The sequence below is a fragment of the Burkholderia sp. MSMB617WGS genome (assembly GCF_001532025.2).
In the GTDB taxonomy this organism is placed as follows: domain Bacteria; phylum Pseudomonadota; class Gammaproteobacteria; order Burkholderiales; family Burkholderiaceae; genus Burkholderia; species Burkholderia savannae.
This window is the reverse complement of record NZ_CP013457.1, coordinates 1,359,704-1,374,347: the sequence shown is the minus strand read 5'-3', so window position 1 is coordinate 1,374,347 and position 14,644 is coordinate 1,359,704. Positions and strand designations below refer to the sequence as shown.

14 protein-coding genes are annotated in these 14,644 nt (G+C 67.3%); 2 read left to right on the top strand and 12 right to left on the bottom strand.

What is annotated here, in order from left to right:
* Positions 1-177 precede the first annotated feature (177 nt).
* Positions 178-735 (top strand): elongation factor P, encoded by a 558-nt coding sequence (efp, locus tag WT60_RS06880; protein ID WP_038750354.1) that lies wholly within the window; start codon positions 178-180, stop codon positions 733-735.
* A gap of 270 nt (positions 736-1,005) precedes the next feature.
* Positions 1,006-2,403: a sigma-54 dependent transcriptional regulator gene (locus WT60_RS06875; protein WP_038750351.1), complete on the top strand. Its 1,398-nt coding sequence runs from the start codon at positions 1,006-1,008 to the stop codon at positions 2,401-2,403.
* A 55-nt stretch (positions 2,404-2,458) separates the two neighbouring features.
* On the opposite strand, the gene nagZ is transcribed toward WT60_RS06875, so the two are convergent.
* The 12 genes from nagZ to WT60_RS06815 all read right to left on the bottom strand — a co-directional run bounded on the left by nagZ (position 2,459) and on the right by WT60_RS06815 (position 14,570).
* Positions 2,459-3,487, bottom strand: a complete 1,029-nt coding sequence (gene nagZ, locus WT60_RS06870; protein WP_038750349.1) for a beta-N-acetylhexosaminidase — start codon at positions 3,485-3,487, stop codon at positions 2,459-2,461.
* 25 nt (positions 3,488-3,512) lie between these two features.
* A complete protein-coding gene (acpS, locus tag WT60_RS06865) occupies positions 3,513-3,944 on the bottom strand; it encodes a holo-ACP synthase (protein WP_059584622.1) in 432 nt (143 codons plus the stop codon).
* 5 nt (positions 3,945-3,949) lie between these two features.
* Entirely contained in the window at positions 3,950-4,723 is a 774-nt protein-coding gene (gene pdxJ / locus WT60_RS06860) for a pyridoxine 5'-phosphate synthase (protein WP_038750344.1), read from the bottom strand.
* The gene (gene recO, locus WT60_RS06855; protein ID WP_186448572.1) at positions 4,720-5,547 is read right to left on the bottom strand and encodes a DNA repair protein RecO; all 828 of its coding nucleotides are present in this window, start codon (positions 5,545-5,547) and stop codon (positions 4,720-4,722) included. Before recO ends, pdxJ begins: the two co-directional genes overlap by 4 nt.
* Before the next feature lie 19 nt (positions 5,548-5,566).
* Entirely contained in the window at positions 5,567-6,466 is a 900-nt protein-coding gene (gene era, locus WT60_RS06850) for a GTPase Era (RefSeq protein WP_038750341.1), read from the bottom strand.
* Positions 6,467-6,535: 69 nt separating this feature from the next.
* Positions 6,536-8,017, bottom strand: a complete 1,482-nt coding sequence (rnc, locus tag WT60_RS06845; protein WP_038750338.1) for a ribonuclease III — start codon at positions 8,015-8,017, stop codon at positions 6,536-6,538.
* 151 nt (positions 8,018-8,168) lie between these two features.
* Positions 8,169-9,062 carry a signal peptidase I gene (gene lepB, locus WT60_RS06840; protein ID WP_038750336.1) on the bottom strand — a complete coding sequence of 298 codons (894 nt, stop codon included), beginning with the start codon at positions 9,060-9,062 and terminating at the stop codon, positions 8,169-8,171.
* Between the two features lie 16 nt (positions 9,063-9,078).
* Positions 9,079-10,872, bottom strand: coding sequence for a translation elongation factor 4 (gene lepA / locus WT60_RS06835; protein ID WP_038750333.1), 1,794 nt, complete (start codon positions 10,870-10,872; stop codon positions 9,079-9,081).
* Positions 10,873-11,133: 261 nt separating this feature from the next.
* Positions 11,134-11,388 (bottom strand): glutaredoxin family protein, encoded by a 255-nt coding sequence (locus WT60_RS06830; RefSeq protein WP_038750331.1) that lies wholly within the window; start codon positions 11,386-11,388, stop codon positions 11,134-11,136.
* Positions 11,385-12,893, bottom strand: a complete 1,509-nt coding sequence (locus tag WT60_RS06825; protein ID WP_038750329.1) for a DegQ family serine endoprotease — start codon at positions 12,891-12,893, stop codon at positions 11,385-11,387. The genes WT60_RS06830 and WT60_RS06825 overlap by 4 nt, the downstream gene beginning before the upstream one ends.
* A gap of 16 nt (positions 12,894-12,909) precedes the next feature.
* The gene (locus WT60_RS06820) at positions 12,910-13,965 is read right to left on the bottom strand and encodes a MucB/RseB C-terminal domain-containing protein (RefSeq protein ID WP_038750327.1); all 1,056 of its coding nucleotides are present in this window, start codon (positions 13,963-13,965) and stop codon (positions 12,910-12,912) included.
* Positions 13,966-13,970: 5 nt separating this feature from the next.
* Positions 13,971-14,570, bottom strand: coding sequence for a sigma-E factor negative regulatory protein (locus WT60_RS06815; protein ID WP_060356888.1), 600 nt, complete (start codon positions 14,568-14,570; stop codon positions 13,971-13,973).
* Positions 14,571-14,644: the final 74 nt, after the last annotated feature.

Sequence of the window (14,644 nt, the reverse complement as noted above, 5' to 3'; positions counted from 1 at the left end):
TCCAATGGCTGACCACGCAAGCGCGTCCGTTATCGGCGCGACGCGCCAGGATAAAGGGGGCCGTCCGGCCGCGACCGATCACAGACGCGGCCGCTCGGCTGCCGGTTCGAGCCCGCTTGCGCCGTTGGCCGTTGAGCAACGCTCAGGCAACTTCTCTCGTTCAGGATAGTTTTAGTTATGAAAACCGCACAGGAACTCCGCGTAGGCAACGTCGTGATGGTCGGCAACGACGCTTGGGTCGTGTCGAAGACGGAATACAACAAATCGGGCCGCAACGCCGCCGTCGTCAAGATGAAGCTGAAGAATCTGCTGACGAACGCGGGCCAGGAATCGGTCTACAAGGCGGACGACAAATTCGACATCGTCGTGCTCGACCGCAAGGAAGTGACGTACTCGTACTTCGCGGACCCGATGTACGTGTTCATGGACGCCGACTACAACCAGTACGAAGTCGAAGCGGAAATGATGGGCGACGCGCTCAACTACCTCGAAGACGGCATGACGTGCGAAGTCGTGTTCTACAACGAAAAGGCGATCTCGGTCGAACTGCCGACGATCCTCGTTCGCGAGATCACGTACACGGAGCCGGCCGTCAAGGGCGACACGTCGTCGGGCAAGGTGCTCAAGAACGCGAAACTCTCGACGGGCTTCGAGCTGCAGGTGCCGCTCTTCTGCAATACCGGCGACAAGATCGAAATCGACACGCGCACGAACGAATACCGCAGCCGCGCATAAGCGCCGTTTGCGCGATCAGGTCGAACAAAGCGCCCTTCGGGGCGCTTTTTGTTTATTCGGCGCCGCTTATTGCATAAAGGCGCCACATCATAAACAATGCTTTGCAGAAACCGTGACGGGATTCAATTTGTATCATCCGTAACTGTTTTATAGTCGATAACAAATACCGTACGCCAAGTGCGCGATGGGGCATAAAATTCATTTCTCATCCCGAAATGGGGGCTGTACGCCGGTCCGGCCGACGGATCGGTCTTTCAACTCGCGCACACCATGCCACACGCCCTGATTGTCGAAGACGATCCCAATAGCTTGTCCGGCCTGACCGCGCTGCTCGCGGCGGACGGATTCTCGGTCGATACGGCGACGTCGCTCGCCGAGGCGCGCGGCGCACTCGCCCGCTCGATTCCCGACGTCGTGCTCGTCGACCTGAACCTGCCCGACGGCAGCGGCTTCGATCTGTTGCAGAACCTGCCGCAGCAGCAGCCGAACGGCTCGCTGCCGGTGATCGTGCTGACGGGCAACGCGACCGTCGAGAGCGCGATCGAAGGGCTGCGGCACGGCGTCTGGGATTACCTGCTGAAGCCCGTCAACATCCCGCGGCTGCGCAGCCTGCTCGCGCGGATTCCCCGCCCGTACGAGCTGATCGAGGAAGTGCAGGCGCTGCGCGCGACGCTGCGCCGCCTCGGCCGCTTCGGCTCGCTCGTCGGGCGCAGCGACGCGATCCAGCACGTCTACGACATGATCGAGCACAACGCGCGGACCGAAACCGCGGTGCTGCTGTGGGGCGAGCCCGGCACGGGCAAGGAGGCGGCCGCGCGCACGCTGCACGACCTGAGCCGCCGCCGCAAGGGCCCGTTCGTCGCGTTCGACTGCCGCGCCGCCGTTCAGTCGCCGCGCAACATCGAAACCAACGGCCGCGCGGTCGAGAGCATGCTGCTCGGCCGCGAGCGCGGCGCGTACACGGGCGTCGAGCGGCGCGACCCGGGCGTCTTCGAGCAGGCGAGCGGCGGCACGCTGTTTCTCGAGGAAATCACCGCGTTGCCGCTTTCGCTGCAGGAGGCGCTGCTGCGCGCGCTCGATTCGCAGAACTTCATGCGCGTCGGCGGCACGATCGAGATCGCGAGCGACTTCCGGCTGATCGCGACGACGCGCCGCCCGGCCCGCGAGGCGGTCGCGAACGGCACGCTGCGCGAGGATCTGTGGCTGCGCCTCGACGCCGCGTCGATCGGCCTGCCGCCGCTGCGCGAGCGCGACAACGACGTGATCGAAATCGCGGAAGCGTTCGTCGACGACCTGAACCGCGACGCGCGCGCCGCGGGCCTGAACATCACCGACAAGCGCGCCGCGCCGGGCTTCATCCGCGAATGTCTCGCTTACGACTGGCCCGGCAACGTGCGCGAGCTGCTGGAGCGCGTGCGGCTCGCATACGACCAGTCGGGCGACTTCATCGAAACGCTGCGCGCGGGCGACGCGTATCCACAGCCCGGCGCGGCGCTGAACGGCAGCAGCGTGCAGGTGCGCGTCGGCACGCCGCTCGCCGACGTCGAAGACCTGCTGATCCGCGCGACGCTCGACGCGGTCGGCGGCACGCGCCACCGCGCGGCGACGCTCCTCGGCATCAGCCCGAAGACGCTCTACAACAAGCTGCAACGCATGAAGATCGGCTGACGCCCGATCGACGTCGACGCGAGGGCGGCCGCGCGCCGCCCTCGCCCGTTTCGCATCAGGCGAACGTACTGCGCAGGAGCGCCTGCGCGCGCAGATAGCGCGGCTCGCGCATCAGCTTGTTCCATTTGAGCGCCTTGCCGCGCGGCCGCATCTGCTTGATTCGCCGCAGCGATTCGCGCGACGTCGTCGCGCGCAGCGCGTCGAGCACCCGCTCCGCCGCATCCGGCTGATTGCAGATCAGCACCATGTCGCAGCCCGCGTCGAGCGCGGCCTGCGCCGCCTGCGCGAGCGTGCCGCCTTCGCGCGCCGCCTCCATCGACAGATCGTCGCTGAACACCGCGCCCGGAAAGCCCAGCCGGCCGCGCAGCACGTCTTGCAGCCACACGCGCGAGAAGCCCGCCGGCCTCGCATCGACTTGCGTGTAGATCACGTGCGCCGGAATGACCGCCGAAAGCGACAGCCCGAGCCAGTCGTACGGCGCGGCGTCGTTCGCGAGGATCTCGTCGAGCGGACGGTCGTCGGTCGGCAGCGCGACGTGCGAATCGGCTCGCGCGAAACCGTGACCGGGAAAATGCTTGCCGCAGTTCGCCATCCCGGCGAGCGCAAGCCCGTGGTTCAAGCTCTTCGCGAGCAGCGCGACGACGCGCGGATCGCGATGGAACGCGCGATCGCCGATCACCTTCGAGCGGCCGTAATCGAGATCGAGCACGGGCGTGAAACTCATGTCGACGCCGCACGCGCGCAGCTCGGACGCGAGCACGTAGCCGGCCGCGGTCGCCGCCTTCGTCGCGTGCAGCACGTCCTTGTCCCACAGCTCGCCGAGCCGGCGCATCGCGGGCAGCACCGTGAAGCCGTCGGTGCGAAAGCGCTGCACGCGGCCGCCTTCGTGGTCGACCGCGATCAGGATGTCGTCGCGAATCGCGCGGATCGCGTCGGTGAGCGCGACGAGCTGCGCGCGGCTCTCGAAGTGGCGCGCGAACAGGATCACGCCGCCAGTCTGCGGATGTGCGAGACGGCGCGCGTCGTCGCGCGTGAGCGTCGTGCCGGCGACGTCGAGCATCACCGGGCCGGGAGTCAGTTTCATCGAATCAGCCCTTGCGGAGAAGGAATCAGGAAGCGGCGGCCGAGCGCGCGGCGGCGACGTCGTCGGGCGCCTCGGCGACGACGAACGTCACCGCGTAATCGCGCTCGTCGCTCACCGTCACGCGCGCGGTGATGCGGCGCGCATCGAGCCATGCGGCGAGCTCGCCCGACGCGACGACGTACGGCTCGCCGCTCGGCCGGTTGAGCGTTTGCAGCGCGCGCCACGTCATCGGCCAGTGCATGCCGAGGCCGATCGCCTTCGAGAACGCTTCCTTCGCCGAAAAGCGCGTCGCGAGGAACGCGATGCCGCGCGCCTCCGAGCGCGCGCGCCGCGCGCGGAACACGCGCAGCTCGTCGGGGCCGAGCACCTTCTCCGCGAAGCGGCCGTCCGTGCGCGCGAGCACGGCGGCGATGCGGCTCACCTGGACGAGATCGGTGCCGATGCCGTAGATCGCCATGCGTATCAGCGGCCGCCGTGCAGCGCGGCGACGCGCGCCGCGACCATGATCGCCTTCATCTCGCGCACCGCGTTGTCCCAGCCGACGAACACCGCGTGCGCGACGATCGCGTGGCCGATGTTCAGCTCGGCGATGCCGGGCAGCGCGGCGATCGCCTGCACGTTCGTATAGTGCAGCCCGTGCCCCGCGTTCACCTTGAGCCCGAGCGCGATGCCCGCGTCGACGCCCGCCGCGATCCGCTCGAACTCGCGCCGCTGCTCGGCTTCGCCGTGCGCATCCGCGTAGCGGCCCGTGTGCAGCTCGATCACGGGCGCGCCCGTCTCGTGCGCGGCGCGGATCTGCGCGTCGTCCGGATCGATGAAGAGCGACACGCGCACGCCGGCGTCCGCGAGCTGCCTGCATGCGGCGCGCACCGCGTCGAAATGGCCTGCGACGTCGAGGCCGCCTTCCGTCGTCAGCTCCGAGCGCTTCTCCGGCACGAGGCACGCGTCGTGCGGACCGATCTCGCACGCGATGTCGAGCATCTCCGCCGTCACCGCGCATTCGAGATTCATCCGCGTTTTCAGCAACGGACGCAGCGTGCGCACGTCCGCGTCGACGATGTGCCGGCGGTCTTCGCGCAAATGCAGCGTGATCGCGTCGGCGCCCGCGTCCTCGGCGGCGAGCGCCGCGCGCACGGGGTCCGGATACGCTGTGCCGCGCGCGTTGCGCAGCGTCGCGACGTGGTCGATATTGACGCCCAGTTCGATGGCGGTGGGCGATGTCAGGAAAAAGCTCATAGGTTTTGCAGGTCGATCAGGATCTGACGCGTGGCGAGCGGCGTGCCGCCCAGATAGGTGTTGAGCAGGAAGCGCATCAGCGTCTTGCTTTGCGCGACGGTCTGCGCCCGATGGTAATCGTCCTCTTCCATGTCGAGCAACGTCTGGCCGGCGATCACCGGCCAGTGCGACGGTACGTCGCCGCCCGCGTCGCGCACGCCGCGCTCCGGATCGAACACATAGAGCTTGTCGGGCTCGACCGCGCGCCGCGCGACCGTGCGCTTGAGCGACATCGCATAGCCCGTCTCGCGCAACAGCACGCGCTCGAACGAGCGCAGCACCTGCACGGGCGGCTCGCCGTGCGCGAGGCGCGTGAGCGTGACGAGATAGTGCTTGAAGAGCGGCGGGTGCGGGTCCTCGCGCGCGCAGAACTTGACGAGCAGCTCGTTCACGTAGAAGCCGCACAGGAGCGCGTCGCCCGCGAGCGGCAGCATGCCGCCCACCCATTCGGCGCCCGTCAGCGTGCGCAGCTCGGACTTGCCGGTCCACGACAACGACAGCGGCTGGAACGTCTGCAGCACGCCGCGCAGCGCCGAATGCGGGCGTTTCGCGCCCTTCGCGACGAGCGCGATGCGGCCGTGATCGCGCGTCAGCACGTCGACGACGAGGCTCGTCTCGCGATACGGATAGCCGTGCAGCACGAACCCCGGCTGCTCCGCGATCCGGAATTCGGATGTGCGCGCGGCGGCGCGGCGCGGCTTGCGCGCCGGCTTCTCGGCGTCCGGCGCGGGCTGCGTAGACGGCGCGATCGAAGGTTGCGGGTCGGCGTCGGCCTCGTCGGTCATCCCGACATCGGACGTCCCGTCATTCGTACCCATAGGCGCGCAGCCCCGCTTCGTTGTCGGCCCAGCCGCTCCTCACCTTGACGAAGGTTTCGAGATAGACGGGGCCGTCGAACAGCTTCTCCATGTCCTGTCGCGCCTCGGTGCTGATCTGCTTGAGCTTCGCGCCCTTCTTGCCGATCACCATCGCCTTGTGCGAGTCGCGCTCGACGAGGATCGTCGCGAACACGCGCGTGAGCCGCCCCTCCTCCTCGAACTTGTCGATGACGACGGTGCTCGTGTACGGCAGCTCGTCGCCCGTCCAGCGAAACACCTTTTCGCGCAGGATCTCGGCCGCGAGAAAGCGCGAGCTGCGATCGGTCAGATCGTCTTCGCCGTAGATCGCGTCGCCCTGCGGCAAGTACGGCTTGATCGTGTTCATCAGCCGCTGGATGTCCTCCGAATGCTTCGCCGACAGCGGCACGATCTCCGCGAACTCGCGCAGCTCGCCCATCTTCTGGAAGAACGGGTACAGCGTGTCCTTGTCCGACACGCGGTCGAGCTTGTTCGCGACGAGCAGCGTCGGCGTGCCGGGCGGAATCAGGTCGAGCACCTTCTGGTCGTCGGGGCCGAAGCGGCCCGCCTCGATCACGAACAGGATCGCGTCGACCGATGTCAGCGTCGACGTCACCGCGCGGTTCAGCGACCGGTTGAGCGCGGTGCTGTGGCGCGTCTGGAAGCCGGGCGTGTCGACGAAGATGTACTGCGCGTCGTCGAGCGTGCGGATGCCGGTGATCCGGTGGCGGGTCGTCTGCGCCTTGCGCGACGTGATGCTGATCTTCTGGCCGACGAGCGCGTTCATCAGCGTGGATTTGCCGACGTTCGGACGACCGACGATCGCGATCATGCCGCAACGGAAACCGGTGGGAGCGGGTGCGTTCATATCAGGTTGCTGCTGGGTTCGGAAGCGGCCGCGCGACCGTGCGCGACCGCAATGTCGATTGGGACGATGTCAATGACCTGCATCGGCGACGCGCACGGGCGCGGCGGCCAGATCGGGCTCGGCGGCGGACGGCGACGCATCGCGGGCGCGCGGCGGACGGTCGGACGCCCCCGCGGCGCCGCGCGCGGCGGCGTCGGTTTTCTCGGCCGTCTTGTCGGACGCTTTTTCCGGGGCATGATCGGACGGCTTGTCATGCGGCTTCTCGAGCCCCTTGTCGTGTCCTTTGTCGAGCCCCTTGTCGGACACGGGTTCCGTCGCCTTCTCCGCCGGCTTCTCCGGCAACTTGTCGGCCGCCGAAGCAGGCTTGTCCGCCGGCTTCGCCGCGCGCGGCTCGGCCTTGTCGACACCATGTTCGACGTGCGCCGCGCGGATCACCGCGACGGGCGTGGCGGCGTGCGAACGCACGGACGCATCGTCGGCCTGCGCGGGCGCAGCGAACGACGCCGCCGCATGAGCCTGCGCGCCCGCCTTCGCGTCGGCGGATTTCGCCTCGACGGGCTTCGCGTCGGCCGAGGCTTTCGCGTCGGCCGCCTTCGGATCGTCGGCTCGGAACTCCGCGATCTTCGGGTCGGCGTGCTTCGGCTCAGCCGCCTTCGCGTCGATCGGCACGGCTTCGAGCGCGGCCCTCACGTCAACCGCCTTCGCGTCGGCAGCCTTCGGATCGACGCCCGCCGCGTGATTCACGCCACGCTCCTTGCGATCCGGCGAGCGCAGGTCGAGCGCCTCCTGCACGCCCTTCACGCCCGGCACGATCTCCGGCTCCACGTGCTTCGCGCCGCGCGCGCTCTTCGAGCGCTTCGGCTTCGCGGCGAGCATCGGCGCGGCCGCCATCACCTCGTCGAGCGCCTTCTTCGCGGCGGCCTGCTCGGCCGCGCGGCGGCTCGCGCCCGAGCCGGACACCTTCACGTCCAGCTTCGGCACCGTGCATTCGACTTCGAATTGCTGATTGTGCGCCGCACCATGCGTCGCGACGACGGTGTAGGTCGGCAACGCGATCTTGTGGCCCTGCAGATACTCCTGCAGCAGCGTCTTCGCGTCCTTGCCGAGCGTGCGCGGATCGATGTGATCGAGAATCGGCACGTACAGGCGCTTGATGACCCCTTGGGCGGCTTCGAAGCCGCCATCGAGAAACACCGCCCCGATGATGGCTTCGAACGCGTCCGCGAGGATCGACGGTCTTCGGAACCCGCCGCTGCGCAGCTCGCCCTCGCCGAGCCGCAGGCCGTCCGAGATATTGAGGGCCTGAGCGATTTCGTAGAGCGACTGCTGCTTGACGAGGTTCGCCCGCACGCGCGACAAGTCGCCCTCGTCCAGCTTGCCGAAACGCTGGAACAAAAGGGCGGCCACCGCGCAATTCAGAACGGAGTCGCCAAGAAACTCGAGCCGTTCGTTATGCGTGGCACTGTGACTGCGATGGGTCAAAGCCTGGCGCAACAATTCCGCATTGCGAAATTCATAGCGCAGCCGGCTTTCCAACTGGGATAGGGCCATGGACAGGAGTATAACGCGGGCGCCGCTTCGGTCGGCAAACGCGACCTGGCGCGAAAAGGCGTGGCGAGGCGGTGTTGCCGCCGGTTCTTAAAGTCGTTCGGCAACACGCCGCGCAGCCCTCGCGCGGCGTGTCGCAACATCGACGCACAGCTCAGTTGAACGAGCCGACGCGTTTCAGTTCGCTGAAGTTCATCCAGATGAAGAAGGCGCGGCCGACGATGTTCTTGTCCGGCACGAAGCCCCAGTAACGACTGTCCGCGCTGTTGTCGCGGTTGTCGCCCATCATGAAGTAATGGCCGGGCGGCACCTTGCAGACGACGCCGCGGCTGTCGTACTGGCAGTTGTCTCGATACGGATAATCGTCCGCGCCCATTACGAACGGCGGCACCGCCGGATTATTGAGGATCGCGTTCTTGCGCGCGCCGATCGTTTCCTCGAACTGCTTCGCGTAGTTCATCCGCTCTTCGTCGAAGTAGTCGGGCAGCGGCGCCTCGGGCACGGGCTGGCCGTTGATCGTCAGCTTCTTGTCCTGGTACGCGACCGTGTCGCCCGGCAGGCCGATCGCGCGCTTGATGTAGTCGACCGATTCGTCCTTCGGATAGCGGAACACGACGACGTCGCCGCGCTGCAGCGGGCGGCCCTCGGTGATCTTCTGATTCGTGATCGGCAGGCGCAGGCCGTAGTCGAACTTGTTGACGAGGATGAAATCGCCGACGAGGAGCGTCGGCACCATCGAGCCCGACGGAATCTTGAACGGCTCGACGATGAAGGAGCGCACGACGAACACGACGAGAATCACCGGGAAGAAGCTCGCCGTGTACTCGAGCCACCACGGCTGGCGCAGCTTCTCGTCGCGCAGCCGCGCGCGCGTTTGCGGCGCGTTCTCGTCGGCGAAGCGCTCGCCGATCCGCTCCTGCTGGCGGTCGAACTCGGCGACCGCCGCGTCTGCCGCCTTCTTCCGTTGCGGCAGGAAAACCAGCTTGTCCAGCACCCATGCAATGCCCGTCACGACGACGAGCACGAAAAGGATCAACGCAAAATTCATAGAGGATCAGTCCTGTTTATTTGTCTTCGACTCGCAAGATCGCCAGGAACGCCTCCTGCGGGATCTCGACCGAACCCACCTGCTTCATTCGTTTCTTGCCTTCTTTCTGCTTCTCGAGCAGTTTCTTCTTGCGCGTGATGTCGCCGCCGTAACACTTCGCCAGCACGTTCTTGCGCAGCGCCTTGATGTTCTCGCGCGCGATGATGTGCGCGCCGATCGCCGCCTGGATCGCGACGTCGTACATCTGGCGCGGAATGATCTCGCGCATCTTAGCGGCGACTTCGCGGCCGCGATACTGCGACTGCGAACGGTGGACGATGATCGAGAGGGCGTCGACCTTGTCGCCGTTGATCAGCATGTCGACCTTCACGACGTCCGACGTCCGGTATTCCTTGAACTCGTAATCCATCGACGCGTAGCCGCGCGACACCGACTTCAGCCGATCGAAGAAATCGAGCACGATCTCCGCCATCGGGATTTCGTACGTGAGCTGCACCTGCCGCCCGTGATACTGCATGTTGATCTGCATGCCGCGCTTCTGCTCGCACAGCGTGATCACCGAGCCGACGTAGTCCTGCGGCATGTACAGGTTGACCGTCACGATCGGCTCGCGGATCTCGGCGATCCGCGCGGGCTCCGGCATCTTCGCCGGATTCTCGACCATGATCGTCGCGCCGTCGCTCTGCACGACCTCGTAGACGACCGTCGGCGCGGTCGTGATGAGGTCCATGTCGAACTCGCGCTCGAGCCGCTCCTGGACGATTTCCATGTGCAAGAGGCCGAGAAAGCCGCAGCGGAAACCGAAGCCGAGCGCCTGCGACACTTCCGGCTCGTATTGCAGCGACGCGTCGTTCAGCTTCAGCTTCTCGAGCGACTCGCGCAGCGCGTCGTACTGGTTCGCCTCGACGGGATAAAGGCCCGCGAACACCTGCGGCTTCACTTCCTTGAAACCCGGCAGCGGCTCGGGCGCGGACTTCGTCGCGTGCGTGACCGTATCGCCGACCTTCGCCGCCGTCAGCTCCTTGATGCCGGAGATGATGAAGCCCACCTGCCCCGCCGACAGCGATTCGAGGTTGCGCGACTTCGGCGTGAACACGCCGACGTGCTCGACCGCGTACTGCGCGTCGGTGGCCATCAGCTTGATCTTTTCCTTCGGGCGCAGCGTGCCGTTGACGATCCGCACGAGCATCACGACGCCGACGTAGTTGTCGAACCACGAATCGATGATGAGCGCCTGCAGCGGCGCGTCGGGGTCGCCCTTCGGCGGCGGCACCTTCGCGATCAGCGACTCGAGCACGTCCTCGACGCCCAAGCCCGTCTTCGCGCTGCAACGCACGGCGTCCGTCGCGTCGATGCCGATCACGTCCTCGATTTCGGCGATCGCGTTCTCCGGATTGGCAGCCGGCAGATCGATCTTGTTGAGCACGGGCACCACTTCGACGCCGAGCTCGATCGCCGTGTAGCAGTTCGCGACGGTCTGCGCCTCGACGCCCTGGCTCGCGTCGACGACGAGGAGCGCGCCCTCGCACGCGGACAGCGAGCGGCTCACTTCGTACGAGAAGTCGACGTGCCCCGGCGTGTCGATGAGGTTCAGGTTGTAGACCTTGCCGTCGCGCGCGCGATAGGTGAGCGCGGCGGTCTGCGCCTTGATCGTGATGCCGCGCTCGCGCTCGAGATCCATCGAGTCGAGCACCTGCGCTTCCATTTCGCGGTCGGACAGGCCGCCGCAAAGCTGGATGATGCGATCCGCGAGCGTCGACTTGCCGTGGTCGATGTGCGCGATGATCGAGAAGTTGCGAATATGATCCATTCAGTGCCGATCAAGCGAAAAAGGCGCGCTCGACGACCGCGGAGCACGCCTTGTAAGTCGGTGAAAAAACGGCCTATTTTAGCCGAAAAGGCCCGCTAGGGGCGGCATTTTGGACCTCGGGCGCGCGCCCCTGGCCAGCGGCGCGCGGCGCGATCGTTCGGCGGGCGCTGCTGGCCGCTCGCGCATGCCGCTACGGTGCGGCCGCACCCACTCTCCCCATACGTTCTTTTAGGCGCCCGCCTTCGACGCCGGCGCCGCGCGTCACGCCCCGCGCCGCGCGAGCGCCTCCCTGACCCGCGCCTCGTCGAAGCGGTGCCGGCACACCTCGACGCCGTCGAGCAGCAGCACCGGCACGTCCTCGTCGTAGCGCGCGACGAGCGCCGGCTCCGCGTCGATGTCGACGTAGTCGACGCTCGCCGAGCATTCGGCCGCGACAGGCGCGAGCGCGTCGCGCATGTCGTCGCACAAATGGCACCAGCCTCGGCCGTACAGCGTGAATCGCGCGGCGGCGCTCACTTCTGACGCGGCCGGATCGGGATGAACTGCGTGTTGTCACCGCGCCGCACGAGCACCGCGACCGCGCGCTGCGGATCGAGCTTCGAGGCCACGTCGACGAACTGCTTCGCGCTCGTGATGTCGACGTCGCCGACGCGCAGCACGATGTCGCCGCGCTGCAGGCCCGCGCGCGCGGCCGGGCCGTCGACCGCATCGATCTGCACGCCGTTGCGCAGCTTGAGCGTCTTCAGTTGCTCGGGCGACAGGTCGCTGACCGTCAGACCGAGCGCATTGCTGCGCGGCTTCTGCTGCGGCGCCTGGCGGCTCTCGGTCTTCGCGCCCTTGTCGGTCGGGAATTCGGCGATCGTGATCGGCAAATCGCGCGACTGCCCCTTGCGCCACACCGTCACCGTCGCCTTCGCGCCCGGCTTCGTGTCGCCGACCATGCGCGGCAGATCCGACGCCGTGTCCACCGGGCGGCCGTTGAACTTCAGGATGATGTCGCCCGGCTGCAGGCCGGCCTTGTCGGCCGGGCCGCCCGGCTCGACGCTGCTCACGAGCGCGCCTTCCGCCTTCGGCAGGCCGATCGAATCGGCGACTTCCTTCGTCACCTCGCCGATCGCGACCGCGATTCGGCCGCGCGTGACCTTGCCCGACGCCTTCAGCTGCTCGGCGACGCGCATCGCCTCGTCGATCGGAATCGCGAACGAGATGCCCATGAAGCCGCCCGTGCGGCTGTAAATCTGCGAGTTGATGCCGATCACCTCGCCCTGCATGTTGATGAGCGGGCCGCCCGAATTGCCGGGGTTGACGGCGACGTCGGTCTGGATGAACGGCAGGTAGTCGCCGGTGTTGCGGCCCTTCGCGCTGACGATGCCGGCCGTGACCGTGTTGTCGAGGCCGAACGGCGAGCCGATCGCGACGACCCATTCGCCGACGCGCACGCGGTTCGAATCGCCGATCGCGACGGTCGGCAGGTTCGTTGCGCTGATCTTCACGATCGCGACGTCCGTGCGCTCGTCGACGCCGATGAGCTTTGCCTTGAATTCGCGCTTGTCGGTGAGCGTCACGTAGATCGTGTCCGCGTCGTCGACGACGTGCGCATTCGTCATCACGTAGCCGTCAGGCGACAGGACGAAGCCCGAGCCGACGCCGCGGTTCTGCTCGGTGTCGGGCGCGTCGGGCGTGCTCGGCGCGTTCTTCTGCCCGCCCGGCGGCTGCGGCAGCGGGATGCCGAAGAAGCGGCGGAAGAATTCCGACATGTCGCCGTTGTCGAGGCCGGGCGGCAGCGCGCCGCGCGTATCGGCCGGCACGCTGGCCGTCGTCCGGATGTTGACGACCGCCGGGCCGACTTTCTCGACGAGGTCCGCGAAATCGGGCAAAGCCGCGCGCGGCGCGGGCGCCGTGCCCGTGGCGGCGGGCGCGGCCGTGACATTCGGAGCCGCCGTCGCCGAGTGCGCGGCAAGCGGCGCCAAGGCCGCCACCGCTGCGGCGACGAGCCTGGTGCGCAGCGAGGGATTCATCATGTCGGAAACCGGAAGGTTACTTGGAAGCCTTGTATTCTATGGCAGACGCGAACTGCTGCAACGTCGCGGGAGGCGCTTCGCCGAGAACGGTGATCCAGAAATCGCCGCGGCGCTTGACGAGCACGTGCGTCGCGCCGGTGCTGCCCGCCCCTTCCTTGCGGCTGTTCTTTTCGGCTGGCTCGATAAAGACCGAAATGGTCGCGAGACCGTCGGTGAACACGGCCTGATCGACCGGAATCGGCGGATCGCTCGCGTCGCGCGCGGCCATCGGGCGGCGCACCTCGCGGATCTTGCGGAAGCCCGCGACCGTCGGCGCGATCTGCCAGCCCTGCGCCTCGATGTCGATGGGCGCCACCGGCGGCCGCACGACGGTCCAGCCGCCGAGATTGCGCATGCCGGCCGCGATCGCAGTCTTCTGGTTCGGCGCCGCGGCGCCGAGCTGCAGCTGCGAAAACGCGATCTGCTCGAGCACGTGATCGTCGGCATCGAGCGTCTGCGAACGCAGCAGAAGCCCCGTCTTCGCGTCGGTCCACAGCTTGTACGCGAAGCGGTACGCGTCCTTCGGCACGAGTTCGACGACCTGCGCGTCGAGGCCCGCGACGCGGTCGCGCCCGAGCGCCTTCGGCTCGTAGACGGACAGCACCTGCTCGCCGCCCGCACCCAGCAGCGCGGGGAACGAATCCTTGTTCTGGCGGCGCTCGACGACGCAAAGCCGCCGCTCGGGCACGAACGTGTAGAGATCGTCGTTGTGGCGCAGCAGCTTGCGCGGCTTGCCGTCGAGGCTTTCGACCTGCTCGAATTCGCCGTCGCCCTTCGACGCGAAATGGACGATCCGGGACGACTGCACGTACGCGCCGCGCTGATACACGAACGTGCCTTCGTAGTTCTGCTGCTGCGCGGCCTGCTGGATGCGATCGAGCCACTCGGCGGCCGAGCGCCGGGTGGCCACGGGATTGTCGGGCTGCTGAGCGAAGGCAGCGGATTGGACGGACAACAGCGCGGCCGCGCACAGCAACAGCGCCGGCAGCCGCCTCCAACCGAGGATGGCTTGATTCAACTGCAACGTCCGCATCGAATTTATTGGCCTTGCGTGGTGACGGCTGTGCGAATGACCGGCATCGAACCCGTCACGACGGGCTGCTGCGCGAACTGTTGATGCGCTTCGAGATATTGATCGAGGCTCGCATCGCGAATGATGTTCGCGTCCTGCAGCGCGGGCTGAGCGGCCGACACGCGTTGCAGGCCTTGCTGCGCGGGGCTCACCAACGCAACCTGGACAGCACCCGGCGCGCCGACGCGCTGCATCTGCGGCACGACGATCCACGTCAACGTCGCCGCGGCGGCCGCCACCGCGAACGCGGGCACGACCCGGCGCCGCAGCCCCAGCAGCCGGCGCGCGACGGGCGCGGCGGCGGGCGCGAGCAGGTGCGGCTCGGCCACGAGGCTCGCCGAGAAGCGGGCCATGAATGCGCCGCTTTCGGCCGGCTCGAGCGTGAGCTCGTCGGACCGAAGCGCGTCGCCGATCACGTGATACTGTGCCCATGTCGCGCGCTCGGCGTCGCCCAGCCCTGCGAGAATCTGTTTCAGCGAAAGGCCCTCAGGCGCTTCGCCGTCGACCAGAGCGGACACGCGCTCGCGTTGCGAACACGTATGCGACTGCGTAGAGACCGACCCCATGATGCTCCCCATCTTGCACACCCCGTCGTAACACACGACTCCGTAACTAGACCCCAAGCCGCTTCGATTCGCCT

What these genes read in the sequence shown, in the direction of transcription:
- rnc (WP_038750338.1), bottom strand. Translation starts at nt 8,017, where the DNA reads ATGGCCCTATCCCAGTTGGAAAGCCGGCTGCGCTATGAATTTCGCAAT.
- acpS (WP_059584622.1), bottom strand. Translation starts at nt 3,944, where the DNA reads ATGGCGATCTACGGCATCGGCACCGATCTCGTCCAGGTGAGCCGCATC.
- lepB (WP_038750336.1), bottom strand. Translation starts at nt 9,062, where the DNA reads ATGAATTTTGCGTTGATCCTTTTCGTGCTCGTCGTCGTGACGGGCATT.
- WT60_RS06825 (WP_038750329.1), bottom strand. Translation starts at nt 12,893, where the DNA reads ATGATGAATCCCTCGCTGCGCACCAGGCTCGTCGCCGCAGCGGTGGCG.
- pdxJ (WP_038750344.1), bottom strand. Translation starts at nt 4,723, where the DNA reads ATGAGCTTTTTCCTGACATCGCCCACCGCCATCGAACTGGGCGTCAAT.
- recO (WP_186448572.1), bottom strand. Translation starts at nt 5,547, where the DNA reads ATGACCGACGAGGCCGACGCCGACCCGCAACCTTCGATCGCGCCGTCT.
- efp (WP_038750354.1), top strand. Translation starts at nt 178, where the DNA reads ATGAAAACCGCACAGGAACTCCGCGTAGGCAACGTCGTGATGGTCGGC.
- WT60_RS06875 (WP_038750351.1), top strand. Translation starts at nt 1,006, where the DNA reads ATGCCACACGCCCTGATTGTCGAAGACGATCCCAATAGCTTGTCCGGC.
- WT60_RS06820 (WP_038750327.1), bottom strand. Translation starts at nt 13,965, where the DNA reads ATGCGGACGTTGCAGTTGAATCAAGCCATCCTCGGTTGGAGGCGGCTG.
- era (WP_038750341.1), bottom strand. Translation starts at nt 6,466, where the DNA reads ATGAACGCACCCGCTCCCACCGGTTTCCGTTGCGGCATGATCGCGATC.
- lepA (WP_038750333.1), bottom strand. Translation starts at nt 10,872, where the DNA reads ATGGATCATATTCGCAACTTCTCGATCATCGCGCACATCGACCACGGC.
- nagZ (WP_038750349.1), bottom strand. Translation starts at nt 3,487, where the DNA reads ATGAAACTGACTCCCGGCCCGGTGATGCTCGACGTCGCCGGCACGACG.
- WT60_RS06815 (WP_060356888.1), bottom strand. Translation starts at nt 14,570, where the DNA reads ATGGGGTCGGTCTCTACGCAGTCGCATACGTGTTCGCAACGCGAGCGC.